General features: G+C 75.1%; 17 protein-coding genes and 1 pseudogene. 13 read left to right on the top strand and 5 right to left on the bottom strand.

All coding sequences use genetic code 11. The features are described 5' to 3' along the window. The 4 genes from ADK60_RS10245 to ADK60_RS10230 form a co-directional block, all read right to left on the bottom strand. Nucleotides 1-1,340 (bottom strand): aminotransferase-like domain-containing protein (locus ADK60_RS10245; RefSeq protein WP_053645036.1); only part of this gene is annotated, 1,340 nt, incomplete at its 3' end. Next, nucleotides 1,337-2,278 (bottom strand): LipP1 family hormone-sensitive lipase, encoded by a 942-nt coding sequence (gene lipP1 / locus ADK60_RS10240; protein ID WP_053645034.1) that lies wholly within the window; start codon nt 2,276-2,278, stop codon nt 1,337-1,339. The genes ADK60_RS10245 and lipP1, both read right to left, overlap by 4 nt. Before the next feature lie 118 nt (nt 2,279-2,396). Next, complete coding sequence (locus tag ADK60_RS10235; protein WP_045942298.1) at nt 2,397-3,170, bottom strand: methyltransferase domain-containing protein; 774 nt, start codon at nt 3,168-3,170, stop codon at nt 2,397-2,399. 106 nt (nt 3,171-3,276) lie between these two features. Beyond that, nucleotides 3,277-4,362 (bottom strand): alpha-hydroxy acid oxidase, encoded by a 1,086-nt coding sequence (locus tag ADK60_RS10230; RefSeq protein WP_053645032.1) that lies wholly within the window; start codon nt 4,360-4,362, stop codon nt 3,277-3,279. Nucleotides 4,363-4,567: 205 nt separating this feature from the next. On the opposite strand from ADK60_RS10230, the gene ADK60_RS10225 reads away from it, so the two are divergent. From ADK60_RS10225 to ADK60_RS10175, 11 genes are all read left to right on the top strand, one after another. Continuing rightward, nucleotides 4,568-5,998 (top strand): class I adenylate-forming enzyme family protein, encoded by a 1,431-nt coding sequence (locus ADK60_RS10225; RefSeq protein WP_502687412.1) that lies wholly within the window; start codon nt 4,568-4,570, stop codon nt 5,996-5,998. Between the two features lie 223 nt (nt 5,999-6,221). Next, nucleotides 6,222-6,497, top strand: coding sequence for an acyl carrier protein (locus tag ADK60_RS10220; protein ID WP_030393194.1), 276 nt, complete (start codon nt 6,222-6,224; stop codon nt 6,495-6,497). Next, entirely contained in the window at nt 6,494-6,760 is a 267-nt protein-coding gene (locus ADK60_RS10215; protein ID WP_234371020.1) for an acyl carrier protein, read from the top strand. Before ADK60_RS10220 ends, ADK60_RS10215 begins: the two co-directional genes overlap by 4 nt. Beyond that, complete coding sequence (locus tag ADK60_RS10210; protein WP_053645028.1) at nt 6,757-7,881, top strand: beta-ketoacyl-[acyl-carrier-protein] synthase family protein; 1,125 nt, start codon at nt 6,757-6,759, stop codon at nt 7,879-7,881. Before ADK60_RS10215 ends, ADK60_RS10210 begins: the two co-directional genes overlap by 4 nt. Next, nucleotides 7,878-8,414, top strand: a complete 537-nt coding sequence (locus ADK60_RS10205; RefSeq protein WP_053645025.1) for a hypothetical protein — start codon at nt 7,878-7,880, stop codon at nt 8,412-8,414. Before ADK60_RS10210 ends, ADK60_RS10205 begins: the two co-directional genes overlap by 4 nt. Before the next feature lie 127 nt (nt 8,415-8,541). Then, on the top strand, nt 8,542-10,236 hold the full coding sequence (locus ADK60_RS10200) for a class I adenylate-forming enzyme family protein (RefSeq protein ID WP_053645023.1): 1,695 nt from the start codon (nt 8,542-8,544) through the stop codon (nt 10,234-10,236). Next, the gene (locus ADK60_RS10195) at nt 10,233-11,495 is read left to right on the top strand and encodes a beta-ketoacyl-[acyl-carrier-protein] synthase family protein (RefSeq protein WP_053645021.1); all 1,263 of its coding nucleotides are present in this window, start codon (nt 10,233-10,235) and stop codon (nt 11,493-11,495) included. The genes ADK60_RS10200 and ADK60_RS10195 overlap by 4 nt, the downstream gene beginning before the upstream one ends. 73 nt (nt 11,496-11,568) lie before the next feature. Further along, entirely contained in the window at nt 11,569-12,582 is a 1,014-nt protein-coding gene (hppD, locus tag ADK60_RS10190) for a 4-hydroxyphenylpyruvate dioxygenase (RefSeq protein WP_053645019.1), read from the top strand. Nucleotides 12,583-12,619: 37 nt separating this feature from the next. Next, nucleotides 12,620-13,534 (top strand): phytanoyl-CoA dioxygenase family protein, encoded by a 915-nt coding sequence (locus tag ADK60_RS10185; protein WP_053645018.1) that lies wholly within the window; start codon nt 12,620-12,622, stop codon nt 13,532-13,534. Then, complete coding sequence (locus ADK60_RS10180) at nt 13,531-14,601, top strand: thiamine pyrophosphate-dependent dehydrogenase E1 component subunit alpha (RefSeq protein WP_234371019.1); 1,071 nt, start codon at nt 13,531-13,533, stop codon at nt 14,599-14,601. Before ADK60_RS10185 ends, ADK60_RS10180 begins: the two co-directional genes overlap by 4 nt. After that, nucleotides 14,598-15,557, top strand: coding sequence for an alpha-ketoacid dehydrogenase subunit beta (locus ADK60_RS10175; protein WP_045942288.1), 960 nt, complete (start codon nt 14,598-14,600; stop codon nt 15,555-15,557). Before ADK60_RS10180 ends, ADK60_RS10175 begins: the two co-directional genes overlap by 4 nt. A gap of 129 nt (nt 15,558-15,686) precedes the next feature. Here the strand turns inward: ADK60_RS10175 and ADK60_RS10170 are convergent, their stop codons facing one another. Next, entirely contained in the window at nt 15,687-17,036 is a 1,350-nt protein-coding gene (locus ADK60_RS10170; RefSeq protein ID WP_053645015.1) for an acyltransferase, read from the bottom strand. A 225-nt stretch (nt 17,037-17,261) separates the two neighbouring features. Between ADK60_RS10170 and ADK60_RS10165 the strand changes: the two genes are divergently transcribed. Together ADK60_RS10165 and ADK60_RS10160 are read left to right on the top strand one after the other, a co-directional pair. After that, a complete protein-coding gene (locus tag ADK60_RS10165) occupies nt 17,262-19,637 on the top strand; it encodes an FHA domain-containing protein (RefSeq protein ID WP_053645013.1) in 2,376 nt (791 codons plus the stop codon). A gap of 36 nt (nt 19,638-19,673) precedes the next feature. Next, a pseudogene (locus tag ADK60_RS10160) lies at nt 19,674-19,905 on the top strand (hypothetical protein); the annotation flags it as partial.

Here is a 19,905-nt window from a genome sequence, read left to right as displayed (position 1 = left end):
GCCCCCGCCCGCAGGAAGCCCGCGAGCCGGGCCACGCCCTCCGCGATCCGCTCGGGCGTCAACGAGCTGATGGAGAGCCGCAACCGGTGCTCCCCGCCCCCGGCCGGGTAGAACGGCGCCATCGGCGTCCACAGCACACCGAAGTCCCGCGCGCAGCGCTCCATCGCCGCTTCGTCGGCCGCGAACGCCACCGTGAGCACGGCGAAGAACCCGCCCTCCGGCAGGTTCCAGGACACGCCCAGGCGGTCCCGCTCGGCAGCCGGGAGCTGCCGCTCCAGCTCGGCCAGCAGCGCCCCCATCGCGGCCGCGTAGTGCGCCGTCGCGGGGGCGTTGGCGGCCCGCAGCCGACAGTCGTGGGTCAGCAGCATCCCGCCGATCACGGCCTGGCTGAGGGCCGGGGTGTTGACCGTCGTCATGCTCTTCAGCTTGGCGATCTCGTCGGCCAGCAGGGTGCGCCGGCCACCCGGACCGGTCACCTCCTGGTCGGCGACCAGATAGCCGAGCCGCGCGCCGGGGAAGCAGGTCTTGGCGAAGGAGCCCAGGTAGACGACCCGGCGGTGGCGGTCGAGCGCCTTCAGGGTGGGCCGGGCGCCGATGTCCCGGGCGAAGAACCCGTACGGGTTGTCCTCGACGATCAGCAGGCCCTCCTCGGCGGCCGTCTCCAGCAGCCGGGTCCGGGCGGCCACCGGCATCGAGGTGCCGGAGGGGTTGGCGAAGTCCGGCACCACGTACAGGGCGCGCGGGCGCCGGCCGGTGGCGCGGACCTCCCGCGCGGCTGCACGGACGGCGGCCGGGTCAGGCCCGCCCTCCGGCCCCTCGGGGACCGGCACCGTGGTCAGGTCGAGCAGCCGGGCGGCCCCGGTGACGCCGACGTAGCAGGGCGAGCTGACCAGCAGCACGTCGTCGGGGCCCGCGCAGAGCGCCCGCAGCGTCAGCAGCATGCCCTCCTGGGCACCGACGGTCAGCACCAGCGCCTCCGGGGCCACGGTGAGGCCCTCGTCGTGGGCCAGGGTGCGGGCGACCAGCTCGTTGATGATGCCCTTGGTCGGGCCGTACTGGAACAACGTGGTGCGGATCGCGTCGCGGTCGAGGCCGGTGGCCGCCAGGTGGTCGAGGTAGGCGTCCAGGTAGGCGGGCACGTCCTCGGGCTCGAAGAAGCCCTCGTAGGGGCGGCCGGGGGCGAAGGAGATCGCCTGCGGGTAGCGGGTGGTGACCTCGTTCAGGAAGGTCATCGCGTCCAGCAGCGGGTCCGCGAGCGAGCCGTGCAGTTCCGCGAGCGGGAGCGTGACGGGCCCGGCGGCGGCCGAGGACGGGGCTGCCGGGACGGCCGGGGCGCTCACGCGAGTGCCTCGCGCAGCCGCGCGGCCGCGTACGTCTGGGCCTCGGCGGCGCCGTCCAGGGTGCCGGTCATGGCGAAGAAGCCGTGCGGCATGCCCTCCCAGCGGCGCAGTTCCACCGGTACCCCGGCCGCGCGCAGCGCCTCGGCGTACTGCTCGCCCTCGTCGCGCAACGGGTCGTACTCGGCGGTGACGACGGTGGCGGGCGGCAGGCCGGTCAGGTCCGGGGCCCGCAGCGGGGAGGCGTGCGGGTGCTCGCCGTCGGCCGGATCGGCCAGGTAGTTGCCCCAGTACCAGGCGACCGAGCGGCGGTTGAACAGCGCCGGGTCGTCGTGCTCACGCAGCGACGGGGTGTCGGCGCGGGCGTCGGTGTTGGGGTAGACGAGCAGCTGGTGGCGCAGCGCGGGGCCGCCCCGGTCGCGGGCGAGCAGGGCGAGCACGGCGGCGAGGTTGCCGCCCGCGCTGTCGCCGGCGACGGCGAGGCGTTCGGTGTCCAGGCCCAGTTCCTCCCCGTGGGCGGCGAGCCAGTCGGCCGCGGCGGCGCAGTCCTGGACGGCGGCGGGGAAGGGGTGTTCGGGGGCCAGCCGGTAGCCGACGGAGGCGGTGGCGCAGCCGACGGCGTTGGTCAGCGCGCGGCAGATCGCGTCGCTGGTGTCGGGCGAGCCGAGGGTCCAGCCGCCGCCGAACAGGTAGAGCAGGACGGCCGGGCGGCGGCCGTCGGCGGGCGGTGCGGGCCGGTAGAGCCGGAGCGTGAGCTCGCCGCCGGGGCCGGGGAGGAGGTGCTCCTCGACGGCTTCGACCGGCTCGGGCGTGCCCGCGGCGGCGCGGATGTCGGCGAGGTCGGCGGCGCGGGCCTCGGCCACGGTGAGGCGGTAGAGCGGGGGCGTGCCGGCGCTCGCGCGGCGGTCGCGCAGGGCCTGGGCCTGGGGGTGCAGGGGCATCGGGGTTCCTCGGGGCGGCGGTCGGCCGCGGCGGCGGCCGGCGGTCGGGTGGGCAGCCGGTTCGGCGGTGGCCGGTCGGGCGGCCGTGGCGGCGGTCGCCGGTCGGGCGGCCGTCGGGTCAGCGGTCGGCCTCGACGTAGACGGTCTCGTCGGTGCGGAAGGCGGTGTCCAGGTCGGCGACGTCACCGCGGACGCCCTCGCGGTAGGCGCAGTGGCGGATCCGCGCCTGCTCGAAGCCGGCCTCGGTGAGGACGTGCCGCAGTTCGTCAAGATCGTAGATCCACTGGTGACCGTAGTACCGGAAGATCTGGTTGACCAGGAACGCCGGGCGCTGCGGCATCGGCGGGCCGAAGCCCATGGTGCTGAGCCGGCGGTGGTGCTTGGCGAGGAAGCCGTCGCCCTTGGCGTAGCCGTTCAGGTAGCGGGCCAGGTCGGGGGTGGTGATCCGCAGGACGCCACCGGGGCGCAGGACCCGTCGGGCCTCGCGCAGCCAGCCGATCGCCACCGGCATGGTGACGTGCTCGATCAGGTGCTCGGCGTACACCCAGTCGACGCTGGCGTCGGCGAAGGGCAGCGGGCGGGAGATGTCGAGCTGGGTGAACCAGCGGTCGCCGTCGACCCGGTAGAGCGTGCCGGGCTCGGTGGCGGTGTCGGGGCCGCGGAGCGCGGTGAGGTCGGTGCCGAGGCCGCCCGGGTGGGCGGTCCTGAAGGCCGCGAACTCGATGCCGGTCAGGCCCAGGGCGGTGAAGTCCTGGTGGTCGAACGGGAGTCCGCCGTCGGCCGGTTCGAGGCTGCGGCAGGTGGCGACGTCGGCGCTGAAGCGGTCGAGCTGCTCGGCGAGGCCGTCGGGGTCCTCCCAGTCCCAGCCGGGGAAGGCGTCCTGTCTGTTCATGGTCTCGGTCTTTCGGTCGCGGCGGTCGGGGTCGAGGTCGGTTCAGCGGTCGGGGCGGCGGTCGGGGCGGTGCTTGCCAGGTCGGGGGCGGTGGGTGCACGCACGGTCAGACCGGCCAGGGTGCGAGGGCGGTGCGGTCCAGGTCCGCGACCGAGGGGCGGCCCAACAGGGCCATGGTGTGCTCCAGTTCGTCGCGCAGCAGGTCGAGGACCTGTCCGACGCCGGCCTCGCCGCCGGTGGCCAGGCCCCAGAACGCCGGACGGCCGACCAGGACGGCGCGGGCACCCAGGGCGAGCGCGACGGCGATGTCGGCGCCGCTGCGGACGCCGCCGTCGAGCAGCGCCGGGATGTGCGGCGGCAGGGCGTCGACGACCTCGGGCAGCGCGGCGAGGGCGGGCAGCACGCCGTCGAGTTGACGGCCGCCGTGGTTGGAGACCACGACCGCGTCCACGCCGTGGTCGGCGGCGCGGCGGGCGTCCTCGGCGGTCAGCACGCCCTTGAGGACCAGCGGCAGCCGGCTGCGTTCGCGGAGCCAGGCGAGGTCGGCCCAGGTCAGGGTGGGGTCGAACTGCTCCCTGGCGTGCTCGGCGATGCCCGAACTCCCTTGGCCCGCGTGGTGGCTGGCGGCCATCAGGGCGGGGTCGAGGTTGACCGCGCGGATCTCCGGCGGGACGGCGAAGCCATTGCGCAGATCGCGCAGCCGGCGGCCGATCCTGGGGGCGTCGACGGTGAGCAGCAGGGCCGCGTAGCCGGCCGCCTCGGCGCGTTCGACCAGGGCGGCGAGGGCCTCCCGGCGGCGCAGCCAGTAGAGCTGGAGCCAGAGCGGGCCGGTGGCGGCCTCGGCGATGTCCTCCAGGGTGCGGCTGGCGAAGATTCCGGCGACGAGCAGCGCACCGGCCTTTCCGGCCGCCCGAGCGGTCGCTGTTTCCCCGTCCGGATGGACCAACCGGTGGTAGGCCATCGGGGCAATTCCCACCGGGAGTTGCAGCGTGGCGCCGAGCAGATCGACGGCCGGGGCGCACACGGAGACGTCGACGAGCGCGCGCGGGCGGAACGCATGGCGTCCGAACATTTCCCGGTTCGCCGCCAGGGTGCGTTCCGCGCCACTGCCGCCTTCGACGAAGTCCCAGATTTCCGGGGCAAGTTGATCGCGCGCCGCGCGTTCGATCCCGGCCAGCGTGAGTGGTGCCACGGGCGTCCTCGTTCCCGGACCGGCCGCGTTCGGACCGGCCCACGGATCGGCAGCGTAGGAGGTCTGGACCTGATTGGTATAGACCTTGATTTGACCAATCGTCTGTGCAATCGTCTGGCAACGGAATTGGACGTATTGCCTGGTGCCGACGACGGCCCGGGAAAGTAGCGACCAAGTGTCCATGACAAATCTCCTCACGTGTGGAGTGGCGTTGACCGGCTTTTCCTCTTCTTCACCGGCGCCCTTCTCACCCCCGCACGCCGATGCTCCCGCCGACTGGGTCGACCGGGTGCTGCTGGCCGGCCCCGGGGGTGAGGAGTGCCTCCGCTTCGGCACACCCGTCGACCGCGACGCCCTGCGCGCGCTGGTCGCCGAGCAGGCCGAACGACTGGCCTCGGCCGGGCTCGGCCCGGGCGGCACCGCCGCCCTGCGGCTGCCGCCCTCGCTGGGCTTCGTCGCCGTGCTCCTGGCCGCCTGGCGGCTGGGCGCCCAGGTGGCACTGCTCGACCACCGGCTGACCGAGCACGAGGTCGAGCAGGCGGTCGCCCGGCTGCGCCCGCAGGTGCTGGTCGGCTCCGCCGGGCGGCCCGCGGCGTCCGCCCTGCGCGGCTACTCCGTGGTCGACCCGGTGGCCGTCGCACGGCCCGACGGCCGCCCCGCCGGGACCGGTCACGCGCTGGTCCAGCTCAGCTCGGGCTCCACCGGCCCGGCCAAGGTGATCGCCCGCACCGCGAGCGACCTGGTCCGCGAACTCGACTGCTACCGAAGGCTGGTGGACTTCCCCGGCGAGGGCGAGCGAGTGGTGCTGCTGTCCTCGGTGGTGCACGTGCTCGGCCTGGTCGGCGGGCTGCTCAACAGCCTCCACGCGCGCGCCCCGCTCACCGTCCCGGACCGGATGACGGCGGCGGGCATCCTCGGCACGGTCGCCGCCGACGACCGCCCGACCACCGTGATCGGGGTGCCGTTCCACGCCGAACTGCTGGCCGGCGCGGCCGATCCGCCGCAACTCCCGCAGCTGCGGCGGATGGTGGTCGCCGGCGAGCTGGTCCGGCCCGGCCTGGCCGAGAGCTTCACCGCCCGCTACGGCGTGCCGCTCGGCACCATGTACGGGATGACCGAGCTCGGGGTGATCGCCACCGACCTGGACGGCACCCTGCACCCGGCCAAGCAGCCCGTGCACGGCATGGAACTGCGGCTCGTCGACGGCGAACTGCGGCTGCGCACCGCCGCCTCCCCCTACCCCGGGCTCGACGACCCGACCCGCTGGGCGGACGGCTGGCTGCACACCCGTGACGCCGCCACCCTCGACCCCGGCACCGGCCGGGTCACCGTACTCGGCCGCCGGGACTCGCAGGTCTCGATCGGCGGCCTCAAGGTCGACCTCACCGAGGTCGAGCAGACCCTCGCCGCCCTCCCCCAGGTCCGGGAGGCCGTCGTGGTCTTCGACGAGGGCGCGATCGAGGCCTACCTCTCCGCCGAGGACGGCGCCGACCGGGCACTCGTCCAGGACGGGCTCGCCCGGCAGTTGGCCGCCTACAAGCGGCCGCGCCGGCTCGCCTTCCTCCCCCAGCTCCCCCGTACCGCCACCGGCAAGCTGCTGCGCGACCCGGCCGCCCTGCGCGCCGCCGCCGGCTGAACCGGGCGCGCCGCGACCCGGCGCGCCCGCCCGCATGCCACCCCACGCCACCGGCCGGGACCTCGTGCCCCGGCCGCCACGAACCACCCGGAAGGGCCGGGCGGGATTCCCCGACGGGCAGCCACGGCCTGCCCGCAGGTACCCGAGTCCGCCCCGAAGGGCAGCTTTCCCCTCCCCGACGACCCCGTGCGCACCGCCTGCGCCCGGGCACAAGGAGCACACCATGCAGGACCGCATCCGCGCGTTCGTCCTCGCCGCACTGGCCGAGATGCAGTACGACGTCGAGGGCGTCACCGGCGACACCGACCTCGGCCCGGCCGGCCTGGACCTGGAGTCGCTCGCCCTCGCCGACCTCTCGGTCCAGGTCGAGGACGAGTTCGGGGTCAAGTTCGACCTCGACGAGATGGAGACCACCGCGCTGATGACGCTCGACCAGTTCACCGCCGACGTCGAGGCCCGGATCACCGCCGCCACCGCCACCTCGGGCAGCCCGGCGTGACCGACCTCGCCCGCCCCGACCGGGCCGAGGTCCTGGAGATGCTCGCGGCGTTCGGGCAGCGCGCCGCCGAGGACGTGCCCGATGAGCTCGGCTCACTCGAACTCACCTGGCTGATAGCCGAGTTCGAGCAGCGGTACGGCATCGAGCCGGACCTCGACGACGAGGCCTTCGAGGCCGTCCGGACGGTGGACGACGCCGTCGCGGTGTTCCGCGCCGCCGTCACCGCGGGAGCCACGGGAGCCGCGGGGGCCGCGCGGCCATGAACCGCCACGCCCCGACCGCCGTCCGGCCCGTGGTGACCGGCGTCGGCGTGCTCAGCGCCGCCGGCGAAGGGACCACCGCGCTCGCCGAGGCCGTCGTGCACGGCAAGGCCGCGTTCGGCCCGGTCACCCGGTTCGACGTGTCCGCCCGCCGCACCACCCGCGCCGCGCTGCTGCCCGAACCGCGCCCGCTCGCCGACGCGGTGCTCGCCGCCGTCGGCCAGGCCTGCCGCCGGGCCGGCCTCGACCCGGCTGCCGACCCCGACGGCGGCCCGCCCGTGCTGCTCGCCCTCCACAGCGACCGGCACACCCGGGCCACCCTGGCCGAGGTCTCCGCCGGGACCACCGCCCGCTGGGGCGGCCCCGGGGTCCTGCGCGCCTACACCGGCGCCTGCGTGGCGGCCGGAACCGCCGTCGCCGACGCCGCCCAACTGGTCGCCACCGGCCGTCGGCCCCGGGTCCTGGTCGCCGCCGGGCACCTGGTCGAACCGGGTGTCTTCGCCGCCTTCGACGCCGGCCGGGCGCTCGCCCGGGACGGCGAGCTGCGCCCGTTCAGCACCGGCCGCAGCGGCACCCTGCTCGGTGACGCGGCGGTCGCCGTCCTGGTCGAGGCCGAAACGGAGGCCGAACGGCGCGGCGCCCCCGTGCTGGCCCGGCTGGCCGGCTGGGGCCGGGCCGGCGACGCCCACCACGTCTGCCGCCCCGAACCCGACGGCGACGGCGTGGCCCGGGCGATCGTGGCCGCGCTCGGCCGGGCCGGCATCGCGCCCGAGGACGTCGACTACGTCAACGCCAACGGCACCGGCTCGACCCTCTCCGACCACGCCGAGGCCCTCGCCCTGCGGCGGGTCTTCGGCGGGCACACCGACCGACTCCCGGTCAGCTCCAGCAAGGCCGTGCACGGCCACGCCCTGGAGGCCTCGGCACTGCTCGAACTCGTGGTCACCATCGGCGCGTTGACCGACGGACTGCTGCCGGTCAACGCCGGCTGGCTGGGCCCGGACCCGGAGATCGGCCTGGACCTCGTCCTGGACGGCCCCCGCGCCGCCCGGCCGCGCTACGCGCTCACCCTCAACTCCGCCTTCGGCGGCGCCAACACCGCACTCCTGGTGGCCGCCCGATGACCGCGCTGCGCATCCTCGCCGAGGCCGCCTGGCCCGACCCCGACGCCCCCGGGCCCGAGCAACTGCCGCCGCTGCCCGGCTTCTCCGCGTCCAGCTTCAACCCGCTGGTCGCCGAGACCGCCGAGCGCTGCCTGCGCGCCCACCACGGCACCGCCCCCGCGCCCGGCCGGACGGCACTGCTGCTGGCCAGCGCGAGCGGCGACCTCGCCACCGCCCGGGCCATCGAGGAGGCCGCCGCCGACACCGCCCGGCGGATGCCCCCGCTGCTGTTCTTCCAGTCCAACCCGAACGCCGTGCTCGGCCACATCGCCGCCCGCTGGGGCCTGACCGGCCCCGTGGTGGCGATCTGCCCGAGCCAGCCCCCGCCACCCGGACGGGTCCCCCAGGACGCGCTGGAGCTGGCGGAGCTGCTGCTCGCCGACGGCGACGCCGACCAGGTGCTCGTCATCGCCGCCGAGCAGGCCGACGACCGCAGTGCGGAGGACGCCGACGGCGCCGACCGGGCCGTGGCCCTGCTGGTCACCGTCGCCTGACCGGATCTCGAACCGACCGAAGCACCGACCCGAAGCACCGACCTCAGCACCGACCCGAACCCGCCGCGTCCCGCCGCAGCACGCCCGCACACCCTGCACGCCCCGCACCTCGGGAGGGATCCACCCCGTGAGCATCCGCAGTATCCGCACCCTGCTGGCTGACGACCCGGCCGTCGGCGCCGGAAACGTCCTCACCCGCCGCATCGAACTCGGCCTCGGCCTCGACGAGCCGCTGCTGACCTTCGACACCCCGGTGGACGAGCACGCCGCCTGGCACCCGCTGACCCTCACCGAGCTGGACCGCGCCGTCCGGGCCCGGGCCGCCGCCCTGCACGCCCTCGGCATCGGCCGCCGCGACCCGGTGGTGGTGTACGCCGGCGACGCCGCCGACCAGGTCCTCGCCTTCCTCGCGCTGGCCCGGATCGGCGCCATCCCCGCGCTGCTCAACCCCAACCTGGACGGCGAGCGGGCCGCCCGCTACGTCGCCAAGCTCGGCCCGGTCGGCGTCCTCGCCGACCCGCCGCACCTGGCCGCGCTGGCCGGCCACGAGACCGGCGCCCCCGCGCTGCCGGAGATCGCCACGCTCGGCGCCGGCGACCCGCAGGCCGCCCCCGCGCCCTACCGGCACTCGGCCGACGACCCGGTGGCGATCACCCACTCCTCCGGCACCACCGGACTGCCCAAGGCCGTGGTCCACTCGCACGCGAGCCTCTACGCGGCGATCCGCCACCGCGCCCGGCTGCCCCGCCCGCAGGGACAGGAGCGGATGCTCAGCGCCCTGCCCGCCCCGCACGCCGCCACCCTGATCGCGGTCAACCTCTCGCTCGCCTCGCACACCCGACTCGCCGTGCTCTCCAGCCAGTCCGGCGCCGGTGTGCTGGACGCGATCGAGCAGTGGCGCCCCAGCGGCGTGGTCGGCTTCGCCGCCACCTGGGCCGAGCTCGCCCACCACGACCTCACCGCACGGCAGTTGGACTCCGTCGCGCTCTGGTGGAACACCGGCGACTGCGCCCACGAGGTGCACATCCGCCGCCTCGTCGCCGCCGGCAGTCGCGAGTCGGTCACCCGCGAGGGCCGGGTCCGGGTGCCGGGATCGCTGTTCGTGGACGGCCTCGGCTCCACCGAGATGGGCCACTCGCACTTCTTCATCACCCACGGCCCCGGCACCGAACGCTACGGCCGCTGCGTCGGCCGCCCGCACGCCTTCGTCGACTGCGAGCTGGTCGGCCCGGACGGCGAGCCCCTCGGCCCCGGCGAGGTCGGCGAACTCGCCACCACCTCACCGACCCTGGCACTCGGCTACTGGAACGACTCGGCCACCACCTACCGCACCCGGCTGCGCGGCCGCTTCCTCACCGGCGACCTGATGTACCGGGACGAGGAGGGCTACTACTACCACGTCGACCGGGCCGTCGACTCGGTCGAACTCGGCGACGGCAAGCGGCTGTTCACCGCCATGTCGGAGGAGCGGGTACTGGCCGCCCACCCCGACGTGCTGGACTGCACCGTGGTCGCGGTGCGCGACGGCGACCGGGTGGTCACCGATGTGCTGCTGGTCCTCGCCGCCGGCGCCGACCCGGACGCCGACCGCACCGAGGGCGTCACCGCCGCCCTGGACGAGGCGGCCGCGGCCACCGTCCGCCAGGTGCTCGTGGTCTCCGGGGACGACATCCCGCTCGGCCCGACCGGCAAGGTGCGCAAGGTGCTGCTGCGCCAGCGCTACCTCGACTCGGTCGCCACCGCTCCGGCAGCCACCGCCCCGGCAGCCGCCACTCCGGCGGCCGCCCTCCCGGAAGCCGCCCTCCCGGTGGCCGCCCGATGAGCGCCGCCCGCCGCCCGGGCGCCGTGGTCACCGGCATCGGCCTGGTCACCCCGCTCGGCCGCAAGCCCGCCGAGGTCTTCGACGCCCTCACCGCCGGCCGCTCCGGCATCCGCGCCGTCCCCGAGGGCCACGCCGCCCACGGCTGGCTGAACGCCGCCGGCATCGCCCCGGCGATCGACGGCCGCGAGGTGCTGCCGCCCACCGAGACCCGCTGCGTGGACCGCTTCGTGCTGCTCGCGCTGGCCGCCGCCGACGACGCCCTCGCCGACGCCGGCCTGGTCGTCGGCCGCGACGCCGACCCGCACCGCACCGCCGTGGTGCTGGCCACCGGCGGCGGCGGACTGGAGACCTTCGAGCAGCAGTCGCAGCGGCGGACCGAACGCGGCCGACCCGGCGTCAGCCCGTACCTGCTGCCCGGCATGCTCTCCAACATGGCCACCGCCCGGATCGCCATCAAGCACGGCATCCGCGGCTTCAGCACGGCCATCGTCACCGCCTGCGCGGCCGGCGCCCAGGCCGTCGCCGAGGGCCTGCGCCTGATCCGCTCCGGCGACGCGGACGTGGTGGTGTGCGGCGGCACCGAATCCTCGCTGCACCCCACCATCGCCGCCGCCTTCACCAACGCCCGTGCGCTGTCCTCCGGTTGGGACGACCCGACGCAGGCGAGCCGACCGTTCGACAGCCGCCGCAACGGCTTCGTGCTGGGCGAGGGCAGCGCCGTCCTGATCCTGGAGAGCCCCGAGCACGCCGCCGCCCGCGGCGCCGCCGGCTACGCCGAACTCACCGGCTGGGGCGCCTCCACCGACGCGCACCACCCGACCATGCCGCGCCCCGACGGCGCGGGCGCCGCCGACGCGATGCGCTCCGCCCTCGCCAACGCGGGCCTGACCCCGGCCGACATCGGCTACGTCAACGCCCACGGCACCGGCACCAAGCTCGGCGACGTCGCCGAGACCGCCGCCCTGCGGGCCGTCTTCGGCGGACACACCCCCGCAGTCAGCTCCACCAAGGGGGCCACCGGTCATCTACTGGGCGCCGCAGGCGCGTTGGAGGCAGCGGTCACCGCGCTCGCGGTGGCCCGGGGGACGCTGCCACCGACCGTCAACCTCACCGAGCCGGACCCGGCCTGCGACCTGGACCACGTCCGGGGCGCGGCCCGCACCGGCCCGCTCACCGCGGCCCTGAGCAACGCCTTCGCCTTCGGCGGGCACAACCTCAGCCTGGTCTTCGAGCCCGCCTCCACCCCGTCCCTCCGCTGACGCCGCCCTGCGGCGCGGCGCGGACACCCGTGCCAGGCCACTCGTCAACTCGCGATCCCCCGGGGAGATCCCGTTGTCCATCCAGTCCATAGCCCACGTCGAGTACCACAGCGCCGACGCCGACGCCACCGCGGCGGGGCTCTGCGCCGACTACGGCTTCACCGCCGTCCCGCCCGAGCCGGAACAGCTCGCCGCAGCCGAGTCCGCACACGCCCGCACCGTCCTGGTGCGCCAGGGCAGCATCAAGTTCCTGCTGCGCTCCGCCGCCGACCCGGAGCACCCGGTGGCCCGCTACGCCGCCCGGCACGGCGAGGGCGTGGCCGCCCTCGCGCTCTCCTGCCCCGACCCGCAGGCCGCCCTCGACCGCGCCGAGCGGCACGGCGCCCGCGTCCTGGACCGGACCGGCGGACTGGTGGCCGGCTTCGGCGACACCGCCCTGCGGTTCGTCCCCGAGGCGCCGGCCGCGGCCGAGCCGGACGGGGCCGGCCCGCCGCTGCTGGACGCCCTCGACCACGCCGCGATCTGCCTGCCGGCCGGCCAACTGGCGGACGCGGTGCGCTTCTGCGAGGCCGCGCTCGGCATGCACCGGATCTTCGGCGAGTACATCGAGGTCGGCGAGCAGGCGATGGACTCCAGCGTGGTGCAGAGCGCCTCCGGCGAGGTCACCTTCACCCTGATCGAGCCCGACACCAGCCGCCGGGCGGGCCAGATCGACACCTTCCTCGCCGACCACGACGGCGCCGGTGTCCAGCACCTCGCCTTCCGCACCGGGGACATCGCCACCGCCGTGCGCGGCGCCCGCGACCGCGGCGTGGCGTTCCTGACCACGCCCGGCACCTACTACGACGCGCTCGCCGAGCGGCTCGGCGCCACCGCCATCCCGGTCGAGACCCTGCGCGAACTGGACGTCCTGGTCGACCAGGACCACGGCGGGCAGCTGTTCCAGATCTTCGCCCGGTCCACCCACCCTCGGCGGACGTACTTCGTGGAGCTGATCGAGCGCCAGGGCGCCGGCACCTTCGGCACCGCCAACATCAAGGCCCTGTACGAGGCCGTCGAACGGCAGCGCGCCGCCGCCTCCGTCTGATTCCACCCGCACCGCCCGAAGAGGAGGCCCGACCCCCATGACCACCGCACCCGAGTTCCACCTCACCGAGGCCGAACGCGCCCTGCTGCCCACCCCCGAGGAGGTGGCCGGCTACCTGGAGCACGGCTGGTACCTGTCCCGCCGGCTGTTCAGCGACGAGGAGCTGGACACCCTCCAGGCCGCCACCGAGCACTACTACACCGGCCACCGCGACCGCACCCTGCCGGTCCGCCCGCCGCGCCTGGCCGCCTGGGAGGCCGCGGACGGCCCGGTCCAGCGGCACAACGACTACGTGCACTACGAGAGCGACGCGATCGGCGCGATCCTGCGCAAGCCGCTGCTCGGCGCCGTCGCCGCGCTGCTCGCCGAGGCCGAGGAGGTCCGGGTCTTCCAGGCCACCCTCATCTACAAGCCCCCGGTGCCGGGCGAGCCCAGCAACCAGGTGCCGTGGCACTTCGACAAGCACTACTGGCAGACCTCCTCCTCGGACCGGATGCTGACCGCCTTCCTGCCGTTCCACGACTGCAGCGAGGAGAACGGCACCATCACCATGGTCGACGGCAGCCACCGCTGGAAGGAGCTGCCCTCCGGGGAGGACTCCACCCGGCACTTCGCCGAACGCGACAACTCCGAGCTGGACTCCATCCTGGACGCCAACGCGGAGTACAACGGCACCGAGGTCCGCAAGGTCCCGATGGTCATCCCGCGCGGGCACGTCAGCTTCCACCACTGCCGCACCTACCACGGCAGCGGTCCCAACCTGGCCTCCTACCCGCGCCGGGCGGTCTCGCTGCACCTCCAGGACGGCGGCAACACGTACCAGGCCGCCACCCGCCCGGACGGCGGGCCGGTGGTCTACAACCACGACGTGCTGGTCCGCCGCACCCCCGACGGCCGGCCCGACTACGCCGACCCGGACTTCTGCCCGACCGTCTGGCGGGGAGAGCTGTGACCCCTGGGGCACCCGCCGACACCGCGCCTGCCGGCACCGCACCCGCCGACACCGCGCCCGCCGACACCGCACCAGGCGCCCCACCCGCCGTGGCGGCGCTCGACACGCCCGAGCGGCGGTACCGGATGCTGCGGCTGATCCGCTCCTTCGAGGAGCGGGCCCTCGGCCTGGTCAAGTCCGGGGTGATCACCGGCGGCATCCACCCCTACATCGGGCAGGAGGCCGTCGCGGTCGGCGTCTGCGCCGCGCTCGGCGCGGGCGACCGGCTCGCCTCCACCCACCGGGGCCACGGCCATGTGCTGGCCCGGGGACTCGACCCGGCCCGGATGCTGGCCGAACTCGCCGGGCGCGTCGGCGGGTCCAACCGGGGCCGGGGCGGCTCGATGCACGCCGCCGACCTGCGGCTGGGCATCCTCGGCGCCAACGGCATCGTCGGCGCCGGCGCCCCGATCGCGGTCGGCGCCGCCTGGGCCGACCGGCAGGCCGGCTCGGACGCGGTCGCGGTGGCGTTCTTCGGCGACGGCGCGCTCAACCAGGGCGTGCTGCTGGAGTCGCTCAACCTGGCCGCGATGTGGCGGCTGCCGGTGCTCTTCGTCTGCGAGAACAACGGCTACGCCACCACCCTGCCCGCCGGCACCGCGGTGGCGGGCAGCGCGATCGGCCGGGCCGCCGCCTTCGGCATCCCGGCCACCGAGGTGGACGGCATGGACACCGAGGCGGTGCGGGCCGCCGCCGAGGAGGCCGTCGCCCGGGCCCGGAACGGCGGCGGACCCGGCTTCCTGGAATGCCGCACCTACCGGTTCGAGGGCCACCACACCATGGAACGGCTGATGAAGCTGCACTACCGCACCCCCGAGGAGGTGGACGCCTGGCGCGAACGCGACCCGCTCCCCCGGGCCGCCACCGCGATCGGCGCCGGGCGCGCCGCCGCCCTGGACGCCGAGGTCGCCGCCGAACTCGCGGCGGCCGAGGAGTTCGCGCTCGCCTCGCCGCACCCGGACCCGGCCGGCGCCGCCGACCACCTGTACGCCTCCGGCCTGCGGCCCCGGGCGGGGGCGGTCGCATGAGACTGTCGTACACCAAGGCGCTCAACCGGGCGCTGGCCGACGAGTTGGACACCGACCCCGCGGTCTGCGTGTTCGGCGAGGACATCGGCGCCGGGATGGCCGGGCCCACGCTCGGGCTGCTGGACCGGTTCGGGGCGGAGCGGATCGTCGACACCCCGCTCTCCGAGCAGGCGTTCACCGCGATGGCGGTCGGTGCGGCACTGGCCGGGCGGCGGCCGGTGCTGGAGTTCCAGATCCCGTCCCTGCTGTTCCTGGTCTTCGAGCAACTCGTCAACCAGGCGCACAAGTTCTCGCTGATGAGCGGCGGGCAGTCGGGCGTCCCGCTCACCTGCCTGGTCCCCGGCTCCGGCTCCCGGAGCGGCTGGGCGGGCCAGCACTCGGACCACCCCTACAGCCTGTTCGCGCACTCGGGGGTGAAGACCGTCGTCCCGGCCACGCCGACCGACGCCTACGGACTGCTCCGCTCGGCGATCCAGGACCCGGACCCGGTGGTGGTGTTCGCCCCGGCCGCCGCGCTGCCGGTCCGGGAGACCGTCACCTGGGACCTCGCCCCGGTGCCGCTCGGCCGGGCCCGGGTGCACCGCACCGGCACCGACGTCACCCTGGTGGCCGTCGGGCACCTGGTGCACGACGCCCTGGCGGTGGCCGAGGAACTCGCCGGTGAGATCTCGGTCGAGGTGCTCGACCCGCGCACGCTGTACCCGTTCGACTGGGCCGCGCTGGGCGAGTCGCTGGAGCGCACCGGACGCCTGGTGGTGATCGACGACTCCAACCGCAGCTGCGGGATCGGCGCGGAGGTGCTGGCCACCGCCGCCGAGGAGTTCCGGCTCACCGCCCCGCCCCGCCGGATCACCCGGCCGGACGGCACGGTACTGCCGTTCGCCCCCGAGCTGGACCGGGCACTGCAGCCCGACCGGGAGCAGCTGCGGCACGCGCTGCGCGCCGTCATGAAGTAGGTCCCGCACCGGGTCCGCAGCGACTCCGCACCGAGTGCCCCCGGGGGCGGCCACCAAGGCCGTCCCCGGTCGGCGTTCCGCGTCGCGATCGGCGCCGGTGCCGGCGCCGGTGCCGGTGCCGGTGCCGGTTCAGAGCACCTTGGGCACGGCCGCGAGCAGCGCCGGAAGCGGGTCCGACGGGTCCCGGTAGCGGTGCAGGGCCGCCCGGCCGTCCGTCCCCCGCAGCCGCGCGGCCAGCCGGGCGGGGACCACCAGCGTGGTGAGGAGTCCGGTGCCGCCGAAGCCCTCCACGCTCCACGAGACCCACGGCAGCGGGTAGTTGGCGGTCGGACTGAAGAACACCGGCCGCTGCCCCTGGAAGCTGGCGTCGTAGAGACCGAAGCGGCTCCAGTTGGAGAAGCTGAACCGGCGGTGCTGCGGGTCGAAGCCGAGCGGCACGCACCCGGCCAGCCCGGGGCGGCCCAGCTCGGCCAGGAAGCGGAGGTTGGAGCGCAGGTTGAGGTGCTCCTCCGCGTAGTCCCGCACGGCGGTGCGCAGCGCCCCGGCGAGGGCGCCGGGGCCGTCGGCGGGCGTGTACGGCAGGTGGATGTCGCCGAGCAGGTTGCCGATCAGGGTGTCCGGCAGGCCGAGCGGGCGTCGGACGTTGACCGGGACGGTGAGCCAGCGGGTCTCCCGGTCGCCGTCCAACTCCCTGACGGTGTGCACGACATGGGCGCAGACGGCGTCGCCGGCGGAGACCTTGACCCCGGCCGCCGCGCCGAACTCCTCGCGCATCCGGGCGATCTCGTCGTCCCCGAAGTAGAGCTGCACGGTCCGGTTGGCGCGCGGTCCGGCCACCACCTCGCGGTCCAGCAGCAGGCGTTCGCCCTCCTCGGGCACCCGGAAGCCGGGCCGGCCGCAGTCCTCGGCGGGCAGCACCCGGTCGAGCAACGCGTCCTGGTCCTCGACGAGTTCGGCCACCGGCAGCTCCTCCCCCTCGACCGCCGCCGACCAGGCGCGCAGCAGCAGGGCGAAGCTCTGGAGGTCGCCGATCGCGTGGTGCCAGGAGCAGCCGAGCACGGTGCCGCCGTCGCCAGTGCGGGTGACCCGGACGCCGAACAGCGGCCCGTCGCCGGTCCGGGCGGCCCGGGCGTCCAGCGGGTCGACGTGCTGCGCGCCGGGCGCGGTGACCCGGCCCATCGACTCGGCGAGGGTGCCGTCGACGCGGTAACTCACCATCGGCACACCGGAGTCGTCGCAGACCGCCTCCAACACCCCGTCGACGGTGCGCAGTCGGCCGGCGAACACCGGGACCCGCTCCAGTGCCCGGGCCAGCCCGGCGGCGAGCCGCTCCTCGTCCAGGGCCCGGTCGAAGAACAGCACGACCGAGACGGAGAGGTCGGCGAGCATGGTGTCGACGAGGCCGCAGCGGAGCACCGTCCCGGGCGCGACGCCGGCTCTGACCGTTCGGGTGTCGCGCAACTGCGGCCAGACGCTCAATGGATCCATCCCGGGGCTCGCGTGGCGTGTCGTACGGAGGGCCCCGACGACCGTACAGATCTCCCCGAACGATAGGGCAGTACCCGGGCGGCAATCCAGTGGTCCAGTCCAATTCCGTGGCATCGGCCCGGCCGACCGGTCCGCACCCTGCGTGACCGGGCCGGGCGGGCGCCGCCGGGTCCGGTGATCGGGCCGGGTCGGCGCCACCCGACTAGACTCCGAAGCATGGGAGAGCGCCCGGGCGCGCCCGACGCGCCGCCCCTGGTCCTCGTCACCGACACGGATTCGCAGTTGCTCGATCCGCGCCGGGCGTACCACGTCGGCCGCGACCCGACCAGCGAGATCGTCCTCGACGACCCCCGGGTCTCCTGGCACCACGCCGTGCTGCACACCACCGCCGACCACTGGCAGCTGGAGGACGTCGGCAGCACCAACGGCACCTTCGCCGACAGTCGCCGGATCCGGTCCGAGGAGGTCGGCCCCGGCACCAGGCTGCGGTTCGGCGACGCGGCGGACGGGCCGTCCGCCACCTTCGCCGGCCTGCCCGCCGCCGCCCCGGCCGAGCGGCCCTCGCTCGTCGCCCCGGGCGTCTCCGGCACCTTCCGCCGGCCCAGCGCCGTGCTGCGGCTGCCCGGCCGGACGGTGCGGATCGGCCGGGCCCCCGACAACGAGCTGGTGCTGGAGGACCTCGTGGTCTCCCGGCACCACGCCGAACTGCGCACCCTGCCCGACGGCGGCCACGAGATCGTCGACCTGGGCAGCCACAACGGCACCTACCTCAACGGCCGCCCCGTCCAGCGGGCCCCGCTCGGCCCGGCGGACATCGTCGGCATCGGACACTTCGCGCTCTGCCTCTCCGGCGACGAGCTCGTCGAGTACACCGACACCGGGGAGGTCTCGCTCAATGTGCAGGGCCTGGTCGTGCGGGTCGGCTCCGACCGGCGGGTGCTGCTCGACGACGTCTCCTTCCCGCTCGCCGAGAAGGCCCTGCTCGCCGTGGCCGGCCCCAGCGGCGCCGGCAAGTCCACCCTGCTCAACGCGCTCACCGGGCTGCGTCCGGCCGACGAGGGCACCGTGCTCTACGACGGCCGAGACCTCTACCGCGACTACGCCGAGCTGCGCCGCCGGATCGGCCTGGTGCCGCAGGACGACATCCTGCACACCCAGCTGACCGTCCGCCGCGCGCTCTCCTACGCCGCCGAACTGCGCTTCCCCGGCGACACCGCCAAGGAGGAGCGGGAGGCCAGGGTCTCCGAGGTGATCCACGAACTCGGCCTGGACGCCCGCGCCGACCTGGTGATCTCCAGCCTCTCCGGCGGCCAGCGCAAGCGCGTCAGCGTCGCCCTCGAACTGCTCACCAAACCCTCGCTGCTCTTCCTCGACGAGCCCACCTCCGGCCTGGACCCGGGCATGGAGCGCTCGGTGATGCAGATGCTGCGCGGTCTGGCCGACGACGGACGCACCGTCGTCGTGGTCACCCACAGTGTGCTCAGCCTGGACGTCTGCGACCGCCTCCTGGTGCTCGCCCCCGGCGGTCGCACCGCCTACTACGGCCCGCCCGACGAGGCCCTGCCGTTCTTCGGCTTCACCGAGTGGCCGCAGGCCTTCGAGGCGTTCGAGAACGAGGACCACGCGGCCTGGCAGCGCCGGTTCCGGGAGTCGCCCCAGTACGAGCGGTACGTCGCCGCCGGGGCCCTGCCGCCCGTGCGGCCGGTCCCGGTGGCCGCTCCCGGGGCGGAGGCCGCCGACACCATCGGCCCGGAGCAGCCGCAGGGCTGGTTCCCCCAGCTGGGCACCCTGATCCGCCGCTACACGGCGGTGCTCGCCGCGGACCGGCTGTTCCTGACCGTGATGATCGCCCTGCCGTTCCTGATCGGCGTGATGTGCCGGGCGATGGCGGGCAGCCGGCTCTCCTCCGACAACGCGCTGAACTGCCTGCTCACCCTCTGCATCGGCGGTCTGCTCACCGGCTCGGCCAACGCGGTGCGCGAGATCGTCAAGGAACGGCCGATCTACCAGCGAGAACGCGTGGTCGGGCTGTCCCGCTCGGCCTATCTGGTCTCCAAGGTGGTGGTGCTCGGCACGATCACGGTGGGGCAGGCCGCCGTACTGACGGTGGTCGGCCTGGCCGGCGTCGATCTGAGCCCGACCCTGGCCAACGGGGTGACGGTGCACAGCGGCGTACTGCTGCCGCCACTGGCCGAGCTGATCATCGCGGTGGCGTTGCTGTCCTTCTCCGCGATGATGCTCGGCCTGCTGGTGTCCGCGCTGGTCCGCAAGGAGGAGGCGACGATGCCGCTGCTGGTGCTGCTCTCCGTGGTGCAGATCGTGTTCAGCGGCGCCATGCTGAAGCTGCACGGTGTGCCCGGCCTGGAGCAGTTCGCCTGGCTGGTGCCGTCCCGCTGGGGCCTGTCCGCGATGGCCCGCACCGTCGACCTGCACACCGTCCTGCCGACCGCGATCACCGCCGACCCGATGTTCCGGCAGGACCGGACCGGGTGGCTGCTGTCACTGGCCCTGCTGGTCGGGCTCGCGGTGCTGCTGGCCGTCGCCGTGCTCGCCCTGCTGCGCCGGCAGGAGCCGGCGATCATGCGGAAGTGAATCAGCGGAAGCGACCCTGCGGAAGTGACCCTGCCGATGGACGAGTTCGGGTTCCGCCCCACCCATGTGGCCCCACCCGACGGCCTGCCCAGCTGGGCCGCCCCGGACCCGGCGCAACCCGCGTCCCCGCTGGACCCGCTGCTGCCGCTGCAGTTGCTCGGCCGTGCCGGGGACTGGGCCCAGGTGCTCTGCTCCAACGGCTGGACCACCTGGGTCGACGGCCGGCTGCTCCTCTCGCTCCCCGGCGCCCCGCCCGCCGCCACCGGCC

The sequence above is a fragment of the Streptomyces sp. XY431 genome (assembly GCF_001279805.1).
Classification (GTDB): Bacteria; Actinomycetota; Actinomycetes; order Streptomycetales; family Streptomycetaceae; genus Kitasatospora; species Kitasatospora purpeofusca.
The sequence above is the reverse complement of the archived record's forward strand: the minus strand, read 5'-3'. Positions and strand labels throughout refer to the sequence as shown.

Bases quoted from the DNA above. Each gene is read 5' to 3' on its own strand.
- lipP1 (WP_053645034.1), bottom strand. From the start codon at position 2,278: ATGCCCCTGCACCCCCAGGCCCAGGCCCTGCGCGACCGCCGCGCGAGC.
- ADK60_RS10235 (WP_045942298.1), bottom strand. From the start codon at position 3,170: ATGAACAGACAGGACGCCTTCCCCGGCTGGGACTGGGAGGACCCCGAC.
- ADK60_RS10220 (WP_030393194.1), top strand. From the start codon at position 6,222: ATGCAGGACCGCATCCGCGCGTTCGTCCTCGCCGCACTGGCCGAGATG.
- ADK60_RS10210 (WP_053645028.1), top strand. From the start codon at position 6,757: ATGAACCGCCACGCCCCGACCGCCGTCCGGCCCGTGGTGACCGGCGTC.
- ADK60_RS10205 (WP_053645025.1), top strand. From the start codon at position 7,878: ATGACCGCGCTGCGCATCCTCGCCGAGGCCGCCTGGCCCGACCCCGAC.
- ADK60_RS10195 (WP_053645021.1), top strand. From the start codon at position 10,233: ATGAGCGCCGCCCGCCGCCCGGGCGCCGTGGTCACCGGCATCGGCCTG.
- ADK60_RS10185 (WP_053645018.1), top strand. From the start codon at position 12,620: ATGACCACCGCACCCGAGTTCCACCTCACCGAGGCCGAACGCGCCCTG.
- ADK60_RS10175 (WP_045942288.1), top strand. From the start codon at position 14,598: ATGAGACTGTCGTACACCAAGGCGCTCAACCGGGCGCTGGCCGACGAG.
- ADK60_RS10165 (WP_053645013.1), top strand. From the start codon at position 17,262: ATGGGAGAGCGCCCGGGCGCGCCCGACGCGCCGCCCCTGGTCCTCGTC.